At 74.3% G+C, this 18626-nt stretch carries 14 protein-coding genes and 1 pseudogene; 3 read left to right on the forward strand and 12 right to left on the reverse strand.

All coding sequences use genetic code 11. The annotated features are described in order from the left end of the window. Nucleotides 1-47: 47 nt before the first annotated feature. The 8 genes from ACZ6WH_RS38510 to rimP all read right to left on the reverse strand — a co-directional run bounded on the left by ACZ6WH_RS38510 (nucleotide 48) and on the right by rimP (nucleotide 12304). Entirely contained in the window at nucleotides 48-4760 is a 4713-nt protein-coding gene (locus tag ACZ6WH_RS38510) for a hypothetical protein (RefSeq protein WP_469734766.1), read from the reverse strand. Nucleotides 4761-5114: 354 nt separating this feature from the next. After that, nucleotides 5115-6041, reverse strand: a complete 927-nt coding sequence (gene truB, locus ACZ6WH_RS38515; protein WP_469734768.1) for a tRNA pseudouridine(55) synthase TruB — start codon at nucleotides 6039-6041, stop codon at nucleotides 5115-5117. Then, a complete protein-coding gene (gene rbfA, locus ACZ6WH_RS38520) occupies nucleotides 6038-6490 on the reverse strand; it encodes a 30S ribosome-binding factor RbfA (RefSeq protein ID WP_052869301.1) in 453 nt (150 codons plus the stop codon). Before rbfA ends, truB begins: the two co-directional genes overlap by 4 nt. An 88-nt stretch (nucleotides 6491-6578) precedes the next feature. Further along, nucleotides 6579-6875: a DUF503 domain-containing protein gene (locus tag ACZ6WH_RS38525; RefSeq protein WP_469734770.1), complete on the reverse strand. Its 297-nt coding sequence runs from the start codon at nucleotides 6873-6875 to the stop codon at nucleotides 6579-6581. Between the two features lie 192 nt (nucleotides 6876-7067). After that, nucleotides 7068-10181: a translation initiation factor IF-2 gene (infB, locus tag ACZ6WH_RS38530; protein ID WP_469734772.1), complete on the reverse strand. Its 3114-nt coding sequence runs from the start codon at nucleotides 10179-10181 to the stop codon at nucleotides 7068-7070. 148 nt (nucleotides 10182-10329) lie between these two features. Further along, nucleotides 10330-10608, reverse strand: a complete 279-nt coding sequence (locus ACZ6WH_RS38535; RefSeq protein ID WP_361556449.1) for a YlxR family protein — start codon at nucleotides 10606-10608, stop codon at nucleotides 10330-10332. Between the two features lie 152 nt (nucleotides 10609-10760). Further along, nucleotides 10761-11753: a transcription termination factor NusA gene (gene nusA, locus ACZ6WH_RS38540; protein WP_361556446.1), complete on the reverse strand. Its 993-nt coding sequence runs from the start codon at nucleotides 11751-11753 to the stop codon at nucleotides 10761-10763. 2 nt (nucleotides 11754-11755) lie between these two features. Then, nucleotides 11756-12304: a ribosome maturation factor RimP gene (gene rimP / locus ACZ6WH_RS38545; protein ID WP_469734774.1), complete on the reverse strand. Its 549-nt coding sequence runs from the start codon at nucleotides 12302-12304 to the stop codon at nucleotides 11756-11758. 161 nt (nucleotides 12305-12465) lie between these two features. Here rimP and ACZ6WH_RS38550 point away from each other — a divergent pair, with 161 nt between their 5' ends. The 3 genes from ACZ6WH_RS38550 (at nucleotide 12466) to ACZ6WH_RS38560 (ending at nucleotide 14515) form a co-directional block, all read left to right on the forward strand. Next, nucleotides 12466-13038 carry a hypothetical protein gene (locus ACZ6WH_RS38550; protein ID WP_469734776.1) on the forward strand — a complete coding sequence of 191 codons (573 nt, stop codon included), beginning with the start codon at nucleotides 12466-12468 and terminating at the stop codon, nucleotides 13036-13038. After that, nucleotides 13038-13535 (forward strand): ferritin-like domain-containing protein, encoded by a 498-nt coding sequence (locus ACZ6WH_RS38555; RefSeq protein ID WP_469734778.1) that lies wholly within the window; start codon nucleotides 13038-13040, stop codon nucleotides 13533-13535. The genes ACZ6WH_RS38550 and ACZ6WH_RS38555 overlap by 1 nt, the downstream gene beginning before the upstream one ends. A gap of 65 nt (nucleotides 13536-13600) precedes the next feature. After that, nucleotides 13601-14515, forward strand: a complete 915-nt coding sequence (locus ACZ6WH_RS38560) for an aminoglycoside phosphotransferase family protein (RefSeq protein ID WP_469734780.1) — start codon at nucleotides 13601-13603, stop codon at nucleotides 14513-14515. A gap of 242 nt (nucleotides 14516-14757) precedes the next feature. Here ACZ6WH_RS38560 and ACZ6WH_RS38565 read toward each other — a convergent pair whose 3' ends face one another. From ACZ6WH_RS38565 to ACZ6WH_RS38580, 4 genes and pseudogenes are all read right to left on the reverse strand, one after another. Continuing rightward, a complete protein-coding gene (locus tag ACZ6WH_RS38565) occupies nucleotides 14758-16458 on the reverse strand; it encodes a proline--tRNA ligase (protein ID WP_469734782.1) in 1701 nt (566 codons plus the stop codon). A gap of 244 nt (nucleotides 16459-16702) precedes the next feature. Continuing rightward, nucleotides 16703-17236 carry a GNAT family N-acetyltransferase gene (locus tag ACZ6WH_RS38570; RefSeq protein ID WP_361556428.1) on the reverse strand — a complete coding sequence of 178 codons (534 nt, stop codon included), beginning with the start codon at nucleotides 17234-17236 and terminating at the stop codon, nucleotides 16703-16705. A gap of 121 nt (nucleotides 17237-17357) precedes the next feature. Beyond that, nucleotides 17358-18200 (reverse strand): GNAT family N-acetyltransferase, encoded by an 843-nt coding sequence (locus ACZ6WH_RS38575; RefSeq protein ID WP_432859259.1) that lies wholly within the window; start codon nucleotides 18198-18200, stop codon nucleotides 17358-17360. 259 nt (nucleotides 18201-18459) lie between these two features. Further along, a pseudogene (locus tag ACZ6WH_RS38580) lies at nucleotides 18460-18626 on the reverse strand (flavodoxin-dependent (E)-4-hydroxy-3-methylbut-2-enyl-diphosphate synthase); the annotation flags it as partial.

Genomic DNA, 18626 nt, shown 5'->3' on the forward strand with positions numbered 1-18626 from the left:
ATGCGCGCAGGCGGGGCCGGGTGTGGGGGCGGATGTCGGACGGGAGCTCAGGCCGGATGCGGGGCGCCCTGGACAGGCGTACGAAGGGCGCCGTGCGCCGCGGAGCGCGTGAGGCAGCCCTTGGGGGGCCGCGCGGAGGAGGCCGCCGAGTTCGGTGCCGGTGCCGCTGCCGGTCCCGGCCCTGATGCCGGTGCCGATACCGGGGACGGGGACGGTGGCAGGAACGGCGACGGCGACGGTGCCCGGGGCGGTGGCGGGAACGGCGCGGCGGACGGCGGTGAGAGCGGCGGCGGCAGGTCCGCCGGGTGGCGGGGGCCGAGCATGGCGCGGGCGCTGGGGCCCACGACGGCGGCCCACTCCGCGGGCGCTTCGGCCAGCCACGTCCGCACCATCGCGGCGAACTCCGGCAGCAGGCGGCCCAGCTCGACCAGGCGCCGGTCGAAGCGGGCCGCGCCCTCGGTCGTCCGCGCGTGCAGCATGCCGGTGCGGTGCACGAGGTCCCGGGTCCGTGCTTCGGGGCGGTGCGCGGCGCCCTGCGCGGCCGCGCACAGCAGCGCGTCCAGCACGGTGGGGTCGGGCGCGGCGGCCGGGCACCCGCCGCGGCCGGCACCGTTGTGCTCGCGCTCCAGCAGGACGTCCAGCAACTCCTGGCGGAGCGGGCGGGAGGCGGTGCTGCCCGCACCGGCCAGTACGGGCACGAGCGCGCACCGTACGGGCGCGGCGTGCGCCGTCAGCAGCCGTACGGCGAGCGGCCGCAGCACCGTACGGGCGCCGGGTCCCGCCTCCAGGCGGCCGGCCACGAAGTCCGCGACGGGACGGGCCGCCGTCCACGGGAAGCGGATGGCGTACTCGTCCACGAGGGCGGCGGCCCGCCGGGCGAGTGCGGGGGTCGAGACGCCGGCGAGGGTGCGCAGCACGGCCTCGGCGGCGGCGTCGGCGTCGTCGGCCTCCGCGCCGCCGGTCGTGGGCGAGCGGCGCAGGCGGGTCTGGAAGGCGGCGAGTACCGGTTCGGGGTGGCTGGTCAGGGCGGCGGCGAAGGCGGCGGGCGGCAGCCCGGGATCGCCCGCCGTGAAGCGGGCCAGCGCCCGGTCCAGGTACCGGGAACGGGTGGCCCGGTCGGCCACGAGCAGGGCCAGCGCGCGCCCGTGCATGCCCGGGTCGCCCGGCCGGTCGAGCAGCGTGCAGGCTGCCCGGCGCAGCAGTTCGCGGTCCGCCTCGGCGGCGGCGTGCCCGGTCACGGCGAGCGCGTACGTGGCGGCGGCCGCCCGGCGCGCGGGCCGGTCGTCGCGGGACCAGCGGTCCACGGCGCGGCAGAGGGCGGCGGGTTCGTCCTCGGCGAGGGCGGTGAGGAGTTCGTCGGCGCGCGGGTGCGCGGCGGCGGCAAGCGCCTCCGTGAGGGCGTCGGTCGCGCGGCGGCGATGGGTGTGCAGCAGCGCCTGGGCGGCAGCGGCGACGGTCGGCTCCTGCGGCGGGACGCCACCGGGCCCGTGGGCTTCGCCGGCCCCGGCCCGTACGGCGCTCCGCCCGCGCTGCAGCGGACGCTCGTCGTCGAACCAGCGGCACAGCAGCGGCTGCGCCCGCCGGGGATCGGCGCACAGCAGCGCCGCCGCGAGCCCGAGAAAGCGGGGCGGGCGGGGGACGGCCGGTGCGCCGGGCTGTGCACCCGGCTCCGTGGCGGCACCGCGCACGCCGGGCTCGACGGGCGCCCTGGGGGTGGCGCGTACGCCGGGCCCGCCCGGGACAGCGGAGGCGGTGCGTACGCCGGATTCGCCGGGCCCCGCAGAGGCGGCGCGTACACCGGGCTCGTCCGGCCCTGCGGAGGTGGCACGTACACCGGATTCGCCGGGCGCCGTGGGGGTGATGTGACGGTCGGAGACCGCCTGGGTGGGGGGAGCCGAGAGCAGGGTGGGCGCGGGCGCCGACGCCGCAGTGTCCGGTCCCCCGCGGCCGGCCGCCGGCTCGGGAGACGCGGTGCCCGCTCCCCCACCGTCCGCCGCCGACGACACGGGAGACTCGGTACCCGTTCCCCTACTGGTACTGGCCGCCGCCGACTCGGATGGCGGGCCGTCCGCCGGGAGGAGGCGGCGGACGAGGTCGAGGCGGGTTGCCGGGTCGAGTGGCAGCCGTTCCCAGAACCAGGGGCCGAACGCGTCCAGGCCCGTCCGGTCGAAGCCGCCCGCCAGCGCCGAGCGGTCCGTCACGCGGGCCGCGAGCAGATGCAGCACCCGCGCGTACGGAACCGCGTCGGGCAGCCGCAGCAGGACCTCGCCGAGCAGATGCTCCGCCCACCACCGGGCGTCGCTCGCCGCTCCGGCGCCCGCTGCTCCGGCGCCCGCTGCTCCGGCACTCGCCACCCCGGTACTCACCGTTCCCGCACCCGTCACCCCGGCCGGAGCACCGGCCCGCGCGCCGGGCCCCGCGCTCACGCCCGTGACCACCGCCACCAGCCCCTCCAGGCGACGCCCCAGCGCTTCGGGGCCGGCCCGGCGGCCGAGGAGCAGCAGGGCCTCGACCACCGGGCCGATGCGGTGCCGCGGTACGACGGGCGTGCCCGGTTCCGCCGGTGCCGCTCCGGCCCCGGGCGCGGCGGTGACGGGCAGCCGCGCGGCGTGGCCGCGTGCCGGCCGGTGCACGAGGGCGTCCAGCGTGTCGTCCACGTAGACGTGTGCGCCCTGGAGCCAGTCGGCGAACTCCTCGTGCGGGAAGCGGTAGCCGGCTCCCGCGGGCACCAGCAGCCCCTCGGCGAGCACGGCGGACGCCCAGCCCGTGCGCCAGGGGAAGAGCTCGTCGAACGACGCCCGGTCCAGTTCCCCCTGGCCGAGGCCGAGACAGCGGCGGGCCGCCTCGTGGGCGCGCCCGGCGACCCGCGCGGCCGCTCGGCGCACCTCTCCCGGCGTCGCCCGCTCCCCTGCCGAGGCGCCCCGGCCCTCCGCCGAGGCCGCCCGGTTCCCCGCAGGCCCCGTCCGCTCCTCCGCCGGCGCCGCATGCGCCAGTCGTTCCGCCACGCGCAGGCAGAGCAGGTCCAGGGAGGCGCCGAAGATCTCGTGGCGGTGGGGCGTGCCCAGCGCCTTCGCGTCACCGCCGGCCGCCACGACGGACGTCCGTACCTCGGCCAGCAGTCGCAGGGCCAGCGGATGCCCGGCGTCGGCGGCGGTCAGCGCGCCGGCCGGCAGACCGTACCGGGCCCGGGCCCGGGCGGCCTGGCGCGGCGGCAGGTCGCCCAGGCGTACGCAGGGCGGCAGCGCCCCGGCCGGTGCGCCGGGCGCGGTCACCGCCGGGTGGCGCGGCCGGTGCAGGACGGCGGCGGGGAAGAGGGTCCCGGCCGTCTCCCAGAACTCGGGGCGGCAGGCGACGATCAGCTGGGCCCCGGTGCCGTGCAGCCACTCGGCCGTGTCGCGGGTCCAGTCCGCGAGCCGGTGGGCGAGGCCGGGCGGCAGTTCCTCGGGGCCGTCCAGCAGGACGAGGAGGGCGCGTCCGGCCGCCCGCGCGAGCCCGGCCACCTCGTCGGGCGTCGCCGTTGCGGGATCGCCCGGGGCCGTTCCCGAGGCGCTGAGCACGCGCCCCGCCGACCGCAGCGCCCGCCCCACCGCGTCCCGCAGCCCGCGGTCCGTGGCCCGCAGGTCGGCGCCGCGCAGCCGGACGGTCGGGGCGGGAGCGGCGGCCCGCGCGCGGTGGACGGCGAGCGCCGCCAGTTCCGTACTGCGCCCGGTGCCGGGATCGCCGACCAGGGCCAGAACCCGTGCCGCCGGCCCCGGCCCGCCACCACCGCCTGCCAGCCGGCCACCGCCCGTCGGCCCACCACCGCCTGTGGGCCCACCGCCCTCTGCCGGGGTGCCGCCCGCCTCGTGCACGCCGAAGGCCGTGAACTCCTCCGCCACGTCGGGGCGTTCGACCGGATCGCGCCAGGGGCCGGGGCCGCCTGCCGTGCCCATGGCGGTCGTGGTGAGGGTCAGCGCGCCCGCGAGGTTGAGGTCGGGGCCGTACGCGGGGACCGTGGCGGCGTTGCGGGCCAGCAGCCCGGCGAGCGGGCCCCTCGGGAACGCCTCGGCCGCGGCATGCAGCGGGATCGCGAAACCGTCCGGACCGGTCCCGCCACCTGCGGGTCGGCCAATCGCGGAGCCCGTATGCGGGCCACTCTCCGCCCCCGTACGCAGGCCGGTCCCGGTCCCGGTCCCGGTCCCGGCGCCCGTACGCGCGCCGCGGTGCAGTGCGGTGCCGATCACCGCCAGCACGGCGCCGGTCCCGGCGTCGGTCACCGGTCCGCCCGCGGCCGCCCCGCCCAGCCGCAGCGCTTCGCCGCCCGGGCCGCGCACCGCCAGCTCGACCGCCTCCGCGAGGCGGTGGTGGCGGTCGGTCGCCGTGTACGTGACGGCGGTGGTTCCCACGATGCGGCCCGGCAGTTCGTCGGCCGCGCCGTACCGCTCCCCGCGCTCCCCCTCCGTGTGCCGGCCCGCGTACAGCCGTACGTCCGCGCCCGGCCGGGGACGGCCGGCGGCGACCGGCAGCGGCGGGACGCCGAGGCCGGCGGTGCGGACGAGGGCGAGGCCGGTCTCCGGGAGTGGGACGACGGCGTCGGCGCCTACGGTGCAGCTCCGGCCGCCCGCCCCGTACAGGACCAGGCGGGCCAGGCCGTCGACGGCTTCGTGGCTGGTCAGCACCGTGCCGTCGGGGGCGGCGACAAAGCCCGTGCCACGCGGCCGCCCCGCCAGGTCGCGGATGCGCACCAGCGCTTCCGCCGCGTCGGCCGCCTGCACCACCATCGCCGTACCTCCCGCTGTCGCCGGTCGACCCCGCCACCGCGTACCGGGTCATTTCGACCGTAGGCAGCCGGTGATCGTCCTGGACAGGGCGCACGGCGAAAGCGCCCCTCTCCACGCCCGCGGTTCGCTCCGAGCGCCCGGCCGAAGGGATGAAAGAGCGGCGCGCGAGGGATACGGCGGGAGGGGCACTCGAACGGACCAGCCGCACGGACCAGCCGCACTCGGAAAGGAAGCGGACCGGCCGCACCCGGAAAGACAGCAGGCCGGCCGCACTCCGCAGCCGCGCCCGGAAAGAGAGATGTCCCGTGGGCCGCGTGGGCCCACGGGACACGTCGTGCGTCCGGCGTCCGGCTGTCAGACGAAGACCGCCAGGCTCTTCGCCTTGCCGCCCTTGTTCTCCAGCAGGGCGAGGAACGTCCCGTCCGGCGAGAACGCCGCGACCGGGCCTTCCGTGTCGAAGACCGGCATCGGGATGCGCGCGCCGTTGCCGAGCAGCTTGGCCTGCTGCACGGTGACGTCCCAGCGCGGGAACGCCGCGGCCGCCGCCTCGCCGATCGGCATGATCGGCAGCCCGGCGCCCTCGGGCTCGTCCACGGCCGCCTGGAGCTGCTCCAGCGTGCGGGCCTTGTCGAGCTTGTACGGGCCGACGCGGGTGCGGCGCAGCGCCGTGAGGTGCCCGCCGGTACCGAGGCCGGCGCCGATGTCGCGGGCGAGGGCGCGGATGTAGGTGCCCGAGGAGCACTCGACGGAGACCAGCAGGTCGGTGACGGGGGTGCCGTCCTCCGCCTCGGTCTCGTGCACGGAGTGCAGCACGAACGAGGAGACGGTCACCGGGCGGGCCGGTATCTCCACGTCCTCGCCGCCGCGCACCCGGGCGTAGGACCGCTTGCCGTCGATCTTGATCGCGCTGACCTTGGACGGCACCTGCATGATGTCGCCGCTCAGCGCGTCGATCTGCTCCTGGACGGCGTCCCTGCCGAGCTCCTTGGCGCCCGCGGACTCCGTGATCTCGCCCTCGGCGTCGTCCGTGACGGTGGACTGGCCCAGCCGGACCGTGCCGACGTACTCCTTCTCCGTCAGCGCGAGGTGGCCGAGCAGCTTCGTGGCGCGCTCGACACCCAGGACGAGCACACCGGTCGCCATCGGGTCCAGCGTGCCCGCGTGCCCGATCCGGCGGGTACGGGCCATGCCGCGCATCTTCGCCACGACGTCGTGCGAGGTGAAGCCGGCCGGCTTGTCGACGATGACAAGTCCGTCCGGCACGTTGACCTTCTGCTTCATTCGGCGGCGGTGTCCTCGTCGTCGTCCTCGCCCGGCTTGCGGTACGGGTCGGCCTCACCGGCGTAGTCGGCGCCCGAGGACGCCTCCCGGACCTTGGCGTCGGAGGCCCGCGCCTTGTCCAGCAGGTCCTCGATGGTCCTGGCGTTCTCGGGGAGGGCGTCCGCCACGAACGTCAGCGTCGGCGTGAACTTGGTGCCCGCCGCACGCCCGACCTCGGAGCGCAGGATGCCCTTGGCGCTCTCCAGTCCGGCGGCGGCGCTGGCCCGGTCCTCGTCGTCGCCGTAGACCGTGTAGAAGACCGTCGCCTCCCGCAGGTCGCCGGTGACCCGGGTGTCCGTGATGGTCACGTGGGAACCGAGCCGCGGGTCCTTGACACCGCGCTGCAGCTTCTGGGCGACCACCTCCCGGATGAGGTCCGCCAGCCTCTTCGCCCGCGCATTGTCGGCCACTGGTCTTCTCCTTCTGGTTTCTTTCCACCATGGTGCTTGCGGCGCCGACGGCCCGCACAGCCGGCCGGATACCCGGCCGGCCGCCGCGTCAGTCGTCGTGGTCGCCGTGGAACTGCCGCCGTACCGACAGCAGCTCCACTTCGGGACGCGCGGCGACCAGTCGCTCGCAGCGGTCCAGTACGTCTGTGAGATGCCCCGCGTCCCCGGAGACCGCCGCCAGGCCGATCGTGGCCCTGCGGTAGAGGTCCTGGTCGCCGACCTCCGCCGCGCTGACCGCGTACTTGCGGTGCAGCTCGGCGACGATCGGGCGGACGACGGAGCGCTTCTCCTTCAGCGACCGTACGTCGCCGAGGAGGAGGTCGAAGGACAGCGTCCCTACGTACATGCGGTTCGGGTTGAGCCACCCGGGGGGCGTTGGGGGTCCCCCCAGCGGTAGCTGGGGGCGTCCGGTCACTGGAACCGTACACGGAACGGCCGGAGCCGATCGACGGATTTCCTCCGCCGACCGGCCCCGGTCCCGCTCGCCGCCCGGCCGCCGTACTGGCGGCCGGACCGCGTGCGGGCAGTGCTCGCGTGATCAGACGCGCGGCTTCTCGCGCATCTCGTACGTCGCGATGACGTCGTCGATCTTGATGTCGTTGAAGTTGCCGAGGTTGATACCGCCCTCGAAGCCTTCGCGGATCTCGGTGACGTCGTCCTTGAAGCGGCGCAGACCCTCGATGTTGAGGTTCTCCGCGATGACCTTGCCGTCGCGGACCAGGCGCGCCTTGGTGTTGCGCTTGACCTCGCCGGACCGGATGAGAACACCCGCGATGTTGCCCAGCTTGGACGACTTGAAGACCTCGCGGATCTCCGCCGTGCCGAGCTCGACCTCCTCGTACTCCGGCTTCAGCATGCCCTTCAGGGCCGCCTCGATCTCCTCGATCGCCTGGTAGATGACCGAGTAGTACCGGACGTCGACGCCCTCGCGCTCGGCCATCTGCGTCGCGCGGCCTTCGGCGCGGACGTTGAAGCCGATGACGATCGCGTCGGAGCCGGACGCCAGGTTGATGTCGGACTCGGTGACCGCACCCACGCCGCGGTGCAGCACGCGGATGTCGACCTCCTCCCCCACGTCGAGCTGGAGCAGCGAGGACTCCAGGGCTTCGACCGAACCGGACGCGTCGCCCTTGATGATGAGGTTGAGCTGCTGGACCTCGCCGGCCTTGAGCACCTTGTCCAGGTCCTCCAGGGACACGCGACGGGTGCGCTTGGCGAAGGCGGCGTTGCGCTCGCGCGCCGCGCGCTTCTCGGCGATCTGACGCGCGGTCCGGTCCTCGTCGACAACCAGGAAGTTGTCGCCGGCGCCCGGCACGTTGGTCAGACCCAGCACCAGGACGGGGGTCGAGGGACCCGCTTCCTGGATGTTGTTGCCCTTGTCGTCGAGCATGGCGCGGACCCGGCCGTAGGCGTCGCCGACGACCATCGTCTCGCCGACCCGCAGCGTGCCGCGCTGGACCAGCACGGTGGCCACGGCGCCGCGGCCGCGGTCGAGGTGGGCCTCGATCGCAATACCCTGCGCGTCCTGCTCGGCGTTGGCCCGCAGGTCGAGCGAGGCGTCCGCGGTGAGGACCACGGCCTCCAGCAGTTCCTCGATGTGCAGGCCCTGGCGCGCGGAGATGTCGACGAACATGGTGTCGCCGCCGTACTCCTCGGCCACCAGGCCGTACTCGGTCAGCTGACCGCGCACCTTGGTCGGGTCGGCACCCTCGACGTCGATCTTGTTGACCGCGACGACGATCGGCACGTCGGCCGCCTTGGCGTGGTTCAGCGCCTCGATCGTCTGCGGCATGACGCCGTCGTTGGCCGCCACCACGAGGATCGCGATGTCGGTCGACTTCGCACCACGGGCACGCATGGCGGTGAACGCCTCGTGACCCGGGGTGTCGATGAAGGTGATGCGACGCTCTTCGTCGTTGACCTCGGTCGCGACCTGGTACGCACCGATGTGCTGCGTGATGCCGCCGGCCTCGCCCGCGATGACGTTCGTCTTGCGGATCGCGTCCAGCAGTCGCGTCTTACCGTGGTCGACGTGACCCATGACGGTCACCACCGGCGGACGCGCGACGAGCATCTCCTCGCCGCCCTCGTTCTCGCCGAACTCGATGTCGAAGGACTCGAGCAGCTCGCGGTCCTCCTCCTCCGGGCTGACGATCTCGACGACGTAGTTCATCTCCTCGCCGAGGAGCGTGAGCGTCTCGTCGGAGACGGACTGCGTCGCGGTGACCATCTCACCCAGGTTCAGCATGACCTGGACGAGCGACGCCGGGTTGGCGTTGATCTTCTCGGCGAAGTCGGTCAGCGAGGCACCGCGCGACAGGCGAACCGTCGCACCGTTGCCGCGCGGCAGCATGACGCCGCCCACCGACGGGGCCTGCATGGCCTCGTACTCCTGGCGCCTCTGCCGCTTCGACTTACGGCCACGACGCGCCGGACCGCCGGGACGGCCGAAGGCGCCCTGCGTGCCGCCACGGCCACCGGGACCACCCGGACGACCGCCGAAGCCCGGACGGCCGCCGAAGCCGCCACCGGGACCGCCGCCACCGGGACGACCGGCGAAACCGCCGCCGCCACCCGGACGACCGCCGCCGCCACCACCGGGACGGCCGGCGAAGCCGCCGCCACCGCCGGGACGACCGCCGCCGCCACCCGGACGGCCACCGCCGCCGGGACCACGGCCGCCGGGGCCCGGACGCGGGCCGGCCGCCGGACGCTGCGGCATCATGCCCGGGTTCGGACGCGCGCCGCCGCCGGGACGGGGACCGCCCTGGCCGGCGCCGCCGCCCTGCGGACGGGGCATGCTGCCCGGCGTCGGACGGTTACCACCCGGCGCCTGGGGACGGGGACCGCCCTGGCCGGCGCCCTGCGGACGCGGGCCACCGGGGCCGCCCTGGCCGCCGGGGCGCGGCGCGCCGCCGGGACGGGGGGCCTGCGGACGGGCCATGCCCGTGGAGCCGCCGGAGGTGAAGGGGTTGTTGCCCGGACGCGGGCCCTGGGGGCGGTTGCCACCGGGACGCGGCGCACCCTGGCGGTCACCGCCGGGACGCGGGCCACGGTCGCCGCGGCCCTGGCCACGGTCCTGGCCACGGTCCTGCCGGTCCTGGCCGGGACGGCCGCCCGGACGGGGGCCGGGGGTGGCGCCGGGCTTGGGCGCGGCCGGAGCGGCCGGCGGAGCCTGGAACTCGGGCTGCGCGGGCGCGGCCGGAGCGGGCTTGGGGCCGGGCTTCGGGCCGGGTGCGGGGCGCGGGCCCGGAGCGGGCGCCGCGGAGGGGGTGCTGCTGCTCTTCGGCGCCTCGGGGGCCTCGGGGGCCTTCGGGGCCTCGGGGGCCGCCGGAACCGCGGGGCCCGGCTTGGGAGCGCCCGGCTTCGGGGCAGCAGGACGTTCCCCCGCTGCGCGGGAGGTACCCCCAGCCTGCGCCGGGGAGGGCGCGGACGGCTTGGCAGGCGTGCTCTTGCGCGCCTGGGGCTTGCCGGCGGCACGGCCGTTGCCGTTGCCTGCCTGGAAAGCGTCGGTCAGCTTGCGAACAACCGGCGCCTCGATCGTCGAGGACGCCGAACGGACGAATTCACCAAGTTCTTGGAGCTTGGCCATGACGACCTTGCTCTCAACTCCGAACTCCTTGGCGAGTTCGTATACCCGGACCTTAGCCACTTCGCTCCTTCTAGGTCCGGGTGTCCACCGGACCGTCGCTACTTCATGGGCGTACTCATCGCGTACTCATCGAGTGCTCATCGCAATCTCGACCTACTTCCGACTCGCGAGGTACCTGACCGCACGGTTTTCCGTGCGACGTGCTGTCTTACGGTGTCGTCTGCTCGACGTACTGGCGCAAGGCCGCGGTGTCGAGCGGTCCCGGTCCTCTGAAGGCCCTGGGGAACGCCCGGCGGCGCACCGCCAGGTCGAGACAGACCAGTGTGGGGTGCACGTAGGCACCCCGGCCGGGCAGCGTACCGCGAGGATCGGGGGTGCACTCACCATCGATCATCACGATGCGCAGCAAATCGCCCTTGGCCGCTCGCTCCCGGCATCCCACACACGATCGCTCAGGGCATGCGCGGGCATGCGTCCGGCCAGACACTGCTTAAGTCTACCTCCCCGTAGCGGTCTCACCCCTATGGGGTAAGGACCGAACGGCCGCTCATATTCCTTCGTGGCTGACAATCGACCATGGCCGGCAACCGACCGTGGCCGGCCATGACGCCGACGGCACCCGCCGCCGGCGTCTCCGGCTCAGCCCTGCCGGTCGGGCACCTCGGTGTCCGGGCGGATGTCGATCCGCCACCCGGTGAGCCGGGCGGCGAGCCGGGCATTCTGCCCTTCCTTGCCGATGGCCAGTGACAGCTGGTAGTCGGGGACGGTGACCCGCGCGGAGCGCGCGGCCAGGTCCACGACCTCGACCTTGGAGACCCGGGCCGGCGACAGCGCGTTCGCCACCAGGTCGGCCGGGTCGTCCGACCAGTCCACGATGTCGATCTTCTCGCCGTTCAGCTCGGCCATGACGTTGCGGACGCGGCCGCCCATCGGGCCGATGCAGGCACCCTTGGCGTTCAGCCCGGAGCGGGTGGAACGCACGGCGATCTTCGTGCGGTGACCGGCCTCGCGGGCGATGGCGGAGATCTCCACCGAGCCGTCCGCGATCTCCGGGACCTCCAGCGCGAAGAGCTTCTTCACCAGGTTCGGGTGGGTGCGCGAGAGGGTGACCGACGGGCCGCGGACACCCTTGACGACGCGGACCACGTACGAGCGCAGGCGCGTGCCGTGCGCGTAGTCCTCGCCGGGGACCTGCTCCTGCACCGGCAGGATGGCCTCCAGCTTGCCGATGTCGACCAGGATGTTCTTGGGGTCCTTGCCCTGCTGGACCACGCCGGTGACGACGTCACCCTCACGTCCGGCGTACTCACCGAACGTCACTTCCTCCTCGGCGTCCCGCAGCCGCTGCAGGATGACCTGCTTGGCGGTGGTCGCCGCGATCCGGCCGAAACCCGACGGTGTGTCGTCGAACTCGCGGGGCTCCTCGCCCTCCTCCAGATCGGCCGGGTCCTCCTTCGCCCACACGGTCACATGACCGGTGTTGCGGTCCAGCTCCACGCGCGCGTGACGGCGGCTGCCCTCGGTGCGGTGGTAGGCGATGAGGAGGGCCGACTCGATGGCCTCCACCAGCAGGTCGAAGGAGATTTCCTTCTCCCGCACCAAACCCCGCAGGGCACTCATGTCGATGTCCACGGCTACGCCTCCTCCTGGCTCTCGTCGTTGGTGTCGTCTTCCGCGGGGGCCGCGTCCTCGGCGGCGCCCGGCGCGGTCTTGCGGTTGAACTCGATCTCCACGCGCGCCTTGGCGATCTCGCTGAAGGCGACCCGGCGGGCGGTGGGCTTGCGCCCCTTCACGCCCGGTACTTCGAGGTCCAGGCCCTCGTCGTCGACGGCGATGATCCGTGCGACCAGCTCGCCGCCCTCGTGCAACTGGGCCTTGATCAGGCGGCCGGTGGCCCGGCGGTAGTGCCGCGGCTCGGAGAGCGGGCGTTCGGCGCCGGGCGAGGTGACCTCCAGGGTGTACGCGACGTCCCCCATGGCGTCCGCGTCGTCCAGCGCCTGCGAGATCTCGCGGCTCAGCTCGGCGCACTCGTCCAGCTGGACGCCCTGGTCGGAATCCACCACGATCCTCAGCACACGCCGCTTGCCCGCGGGGGTCACCTCGATCTCTTCCAGATCCAGGTCTCGCGCGGCGACCAGCGGTTCAAGCAGTCCGCGCAGCCTCTCGCTCTGGGTGGTGCTCATCCGGGTGACTCCTCGGCCGCGTGTGCTGTTGTGGGATGGTCGCGTGTCTGGCCAAAGCCTATCTGTTCCGGCGGGGTACTGACGATTCCGTGCGCGGGCGCGGTTACGCTCGCCTGCGGTGATCACCAGATCACCACCCGCAGACCCCCGGGAAGAGGACCGTGCCGCAGCCGAGTACGCACCCGAGTACGCACCTGAGGAGAAGGACCCTGCTGGCGGGCGCCGCGCTCGGAAGCGCGGCGCTGCTCGCGGGCTGCTCCGAGGAGTCCGCCGCGTCGGACGACATGGACAGCGCGGCCGGTCGCACCCTGCTCGACAGGGGCGCGCGCGACAGCGGCGCGCTGCTGGCCCGCTACGACGCGACGCTGACCGCGCACCCCGCCCTGGAACGGCGAGTGCGCCCCCTGCGGGACGAAGTCGCCCGGCACATATCGGCGTTCGAGCATCCCGAGGCCACCGGCTCCCCCACCGCCACGCCCTCCGCGACCGCCTCGCCGTCCCGTACGCCGCACCGGCAGCAGCGCGCGCCGAAGGTGCCCGGCACGGAGAAGAAGGCCCTCGCCGCGCTGGCCGAGGCCGAGCGGCACACCGCCGACCTGCGGACGGCCGCGCTGGTGAGCGCCCCGCCGGAGGTCGCGCGGCTGCTCGCCTCGGTCGCCGCGGCCGGCGCCGCCCACGCCCACCTGCTCGAAGCGCGCGACGAGCACGACGAGAAGGACGGGAAGAACGCCTGATGCCGGCGGAGAAGCACGAGAACCCGGAGCGGAAGGCCGAGCTGGACGCCCTGCAGAACGCCCTGGCCGCCGAACACGCCGCCCTCTACGGGTACGGCGTTGTGGGGGCGCGGGTCGACGACGGACGGCGCGAGGAAGCGCAGAAAGGCTACGACGCCCACCGTGCGCGCCGGGACGAACTGAGCCGCCGCGTGACCGCGCTCGGCGGCCGGCCGAAGGCGGCGGCCGCGGCGTACGCCCTGCCGTTCCCCGTGCCCGACGCGGCGGCGGCCGTCCGGCTCGCGGCCGAACTGGAGGACCGGGTGGCCGGCGCGTACGCGGACCTCGTACGCGCCTCCGCCGGGGCCCGGCGGCGCGCGGCGGCCGGATCGCTCCGCGAGGCAGCGGTGCGTGCGGTGCGCTGGCGCGGCGGCGGCGTAGCCTTCCCTGGGCTCGCCGAACGGACCTCGGCCGGCAGCCCGTCGCCCACCGCGACCGGATCCGCCGACGCGCTCTGAGCGCGCCGCGGCCGCACGGGCTCACCGGTCACCCCGGTACCGCCGAAGAAAGGGACAGCTCCAGCATGGCAACGCCACCCATCGAACCGCCGAGACGGTTGGTGCGCGCGATCGGCGACGACCCCGCAAGCCCCGCGCGCGCCTGGCTGGACTCGCTCCCGGACCGCGTGGCGGAGCGGCTGGCGGCATGGGAGCTGACCCTTGAGCGGGTGCACGAGCCCGGCGGCCGCGCCAGCCTCCTGGTCCTCGTCACCCAGCAGGACGGCACGCCCGCCGCGTTGAAGTTCCCGCTGCCCGGCCGGCCCGGCGCCGAGGCCGAGGCGGCGGCCCTGACGCGCTGGGACGGCTGGGGCGCGGCACGGCTGCTCCGCGCCGACCAGGACAGCGGCGCGCTGCTCCTCGAACGCCTCCGCGGCGGCGTCTCGCTGCGCTCGCTGCCCGAGGCGAAGGCCCTGCTGGAGGCGGCGGGGACGGTCCGCCGACTCTGGGTACCGCCCACCGAGGGCCATCCCTTCGAGACGCTGGCCGCCCGTACGGAGGCCGCGGCGGACCTCCTGCGGGAGCGCGGCGCGGCGGTCCCGTCCGCGGCCCCGCTGGTCGACGAGGCCGTGGAACTGCGCCGCGCACTGCCCGCCGACGCCCCCGAAGAAGTCCTCCTGCACGGCGCGTTCCGCCAGGGCAAGGTGCTGGCCGGGCACCGCACGCCCTGGCTCGCCGTGGGCCCGCGCCCCGTGCTCGGGGAACGCGCGTACGACCTGGTCGGGCTCGTCCTGGACCGCATGGAGGACCTGGCCGCCGGCACCGGCGCCGCGGCAGCGGCCCGCCGCCGGGTCACCAAGCTCGCCGACTCCCTCGACGTCGACCGCGACCGCCTCCGCGGCTGGACACTCATCGGCGCGGTGGAAGCGGGCCTCCGTTCCGTCGCGGCGGACGACCGCCCCCGCGGTGAGCTGCTACTGGAATTCGCGACCTGGCTGTAGTGCCGGGCATGCGGCCCGGCCGGCCGGCAGGCAAGGACGCACTTCCGCCGACATCAGCCCGTCCTGGGGGCACCTCCCAGCGGTAGCCGGGGGAGATTGAGGACGAGCGCCCGCCGGGCCGCGATACACGGGGCGAGGGGCAGGTCCCGCACGGTCACCGCACGGGCCCCCGCACAGGGCGCGGCTAGGGGCCCGCACGTCACCGCGCGGGCCCGCCACAACCGTCGGAAAAACCGAGCGCGCTACGCGCTCAGCCGCGCCACGGCCTCCTCGACCGTCATCTCCTCGCGCTCGCCCGTACGCCGGTCCTTGACCTCGACGACGCCCTCGGCGGCGCGGCGGCCCGCGACGACGATGTTCGGGACACCGATCAGCTCCGCGTCGGTGAACTTCACGCCCGGGGAGACCCCGGCCCGGTCGTCGACCAGCACGCGCAGCCCCGCCGCGCCCAGCTTGTCGCCGACCTCCAGCGCCAGCTCCGTCTGCTTGGCCTTGCCCGCCGCGACGACGTGCACGTCCGCCGGGGCGATCTCACGCGGCCAGCACAGGCCCGACTCGTCGAAGGTCTGCTCGGCGAGCGCCGCCACCGCACGCGAGACGCCGATGCCGTACGAGCCCATCGTGACCCGCACCGGCTTGCCGTTCTGGCCGAGCACGTCCAGCTCGAACGCGTCGGCGTACTTGCGGCCCAGCTGGAAGATGTGGCCGATCTCGATGGCGCGGTCGATGACCAGCCCGGCGCCGCACTTGGGGCAGGGGTCGCCCGGCTCGACGACGACCACGTCGAGGTAGTCGTCCACCTCGAAGTCACGGCCGGCGACGACGTTCCGGGCGTGCTTGCCCTCCTTGTTGGCACCGGTGACCCAGGAGGTGCCGGGCGCGACGCGCGGGTCGGCGATGTACCGGAAGGCCTTGCCGGCCAGGCCCTGCGGGCCGACGTAGCCGCGGACCAGGTCCTCGCGGCCGGTGAAGTCCTCGGCGGTGACCAGTTCGACGACGGCCGGGGCGAGGTGCTCGCCGAGCTTGCCCATGTCGACCTCGCGGTCGCCCGGTACGCCCACCGCGACGATCTCGCCGTCGACCTTGATCAGGAGGTTCTTCAGCGTGGCGGAGGCCGGGACGTCCAAGTACTCGGCGAGGGACTCGATGGTCGGGGTGTCGGGAGTGTCCAGCTCCTCCGGCTCGCCGACGCCGGTGGCGTCCACGGGCTCGACCTTGACCGTGACGGCCTCGGTGTTGGCCGCGTAGTCGCACTGCGGGCAGTCGACGAAGGTGTCCTCACCGGCCGCGGCGGGGGCCAGGAACTCCTCGGAGGCGGAGCCGCCCATCGCGCCGGAGACGGCCGAGACGATGCGGTAGTCGAGACCCAGCCGCGCGAAGATCTTCTGGTACGCCGCGCGGTGCAGCGCGTACGACTGCGCCAGGCCCTCGTCCGTGGTGTCGAAGCTGTACGAGTCCTTCATCTGGAACTCGCGGCCGCGCAGCACACCGGAGCGGGGACGCGCCTCGTCCCGGTACTTCGTCTGGATCTGGTACAGCATGACCGGCAGGTCCTTGTAGGACGTGCACTGGTCCTTGACCGTGAGGGTGAAGATCTCCTCGTGCGTGGGGCCGAGGAGGTAGTCGGCGCCCTTGCGGTCCTTCAGACGGAAGAGCAGGTCGCCGTACTCCTCCCAGCGCTCACTGATCTCGTACGGCTCCTTGGGGAGCAGCGCGGGCAGCAGGACCTCCTGGGCGCCGATGGCGTCCATCTCCTCGCGCACCACGCGCGAGACGTTCTCCAGCACCTTCTTGCCCAGCGGCAGCCAGGTCCAGATGCCGGCGGAGGTGCGGCGGACGTACCCGGCGCGGACGAGCAGCTTGTGGCTGGCGGTCTCGGCGTCGGCCGGGTCGTCGCGCAGCGTCTTGATCATCAATCGGGACATGCGCTGGACCTGGGCCATGGTGATTCTCCTGCGTAAGAAAGGTGACTGGGGCGAGGTTATCGGGCGGGACCTCGCCCACGGAAATGGGTATCGCGGCGATTGTGACGCAGCGTAGTCGGGTACCCCCCGACCAGGGGGTCAGGGGCGTTCGAATCACCCCGTAGCGGGCCTCGCCGCGCCCCGTAGCGGGCCTCGCCGTGAGCGGCACTCCCGGCCCGGACGGCATGCCTGACGCGGACGGCAGCCCCCGCGAAGGGCCCGCTCAACGGGCCAGTGGCAGCGGGGCGCCCATCACGGCGTACGGCGCGGGGGCGCTCGGGAAGATCACGCGGCGGGCGAGGTCCTGGTAGCCGAGCGAGCGGTACAGCGCGCGGGCCGGGCTCTCGGTGTCGATCGCGGAGAGGATGCTGCGCGGGTACGGCGCCTCGTCGGTGATACGCGTGATCAGCGCCCGGCCGATGCCGCGCTTCTGGTACGCGGGGTGGACGTGCAGCTCGGTGATGACGAAGGAGTCGTCCAGCCAGAAGTCCTGCCCGGTGCTGCGCAGGTACGGCTCGACGACGCTGGACCACCAGTGGGAGCGGTCGTTGGGCAGGCCGTACACGAAGCCGGCCAGCCGGCCCTCGGACGTGGTGGCGCCCAGGGCGCGCGCTCCGGGGGTGGTGAGGTGACGCAGCACGATGTGTCGGCGCACCCCGATCTCGTCGTCGGTCAGGCCGAAGGCGAGCGCCTGCACGACCAGTGCCTCGTCCACGCGGGCAGCGAGGTCGAGCGGTCCGACCACGACGTCATCCATGGTCGGGAGGGTACACAGCCCGGGCGGTGAACACGATCGGACCGGACACCTCGGCCGGGAGACGCCGGGTCACCCCGGTGTGCCGACCGCCTGTCCCCCGCTGGCGGGCGAGCCGCGCAGGTCAGAACAGCACGCTCATGAACGCGCCGACCTCTTCGAAGCCGACCCGCCGGTACGCGGCACGCGCCGCGGTGTTGAAGTCGTTGACGTACAGGCTCACGATGGGCGCGACGTCGGCGAGGGCGTAGCGCAGGACGGCCGCCATGCCGGTCTCGGAGAGGCCCTTGCCGCGGTACTCGGGCGCGACCCAGACGCCCTGGATCTGGCAGGCGCGCAGCGTGGCGGCGCCGATCTCGGCCTTGAAGACGACCTTGCCGTCCTCCACGCGCGCGAAGGAGCGGCCGGCGCCGACCAGTTCGGCGACCCGGGCCTGGTAGAGCAGCCCGCCGTCGCCCGCCAACGGGGAGATGCCGACCTCCTCGGTGAACATGGCCACGCACGCGGGCATGATCAGGTCCATCTCGTCCTTGCGGATGCGACGGACGTACGGGTCGGGGGCGACGTCGGCCGCGGGCTTCGAGGTGACCATCAGCGGCTGGTGGGCGCGGATCTCCCGGGCGGGGCCCCAGGCGGGCTCCAGCAGCGACCACAGCTCGGCCGTGGGGGCCGCGGGGCCGACGATGGAGGAGCAGCGGCGGCCCTGGCGGCGGGCGCGCTCGGCGAAGGCGCGTACGGCGTCGGGGGTGGCGCAGACGGGGACGAGGTTGGCTCCCGCGTAGCAGAGGGACTCCAGCCGGCCGTTGTCGTACCAGCCCCACATCTCGCCGCCGAGCCGCCAGGGGTCGAGCCCGGCGACCTGGACCCGGGCGGCGACGAAGGCGTTGGCGACCGGGTCGCGGTCCAGGACCGCGAGGGCATCGTCGAGCTCCCCGGGCTCAAGGACCTTCGTGGTGGTCGTCAGCACGTGTCGGATTGCCTCACCGTGACGGGGCCGGGGCCGTAAGAGAGCAGGTCCAGGCACTGTACCTCGCGTCCATGCGATGCGCCCCTGCCCCTCTCGGAGCGAGGGGCAGGGGCGCATGGCGTGAATCGCGGTTATCCACAGGGGGCGCGAGGGGCGGTGGGTGGGGGCTAGTTTCGTTTTTTGTGCGGTGGAGGTGGGGGAGGGGCCTCGCACCGGGTGGTGGGGAGAGGGAGGGGCCCTGCCACGAACGCGGCGGGACTCAGCCCGCGACCGCCACCGAAGGCTCCCCCGAAGCCACCCCGTCCTTCTCCATCTGCTCGGCGATCTTCAGGGCTTCCTCGATCAGGGTCTCCACGATCTTCGACTCCGGCACGGTCTTGATGACCTCGCCCTTCACGAAGATCTGCCCCTTGCCATTACCGGAAG

The sequence above is a fragment of the Streptomyces sp. NPDC050806 genome (assembly GCF_055586425.1).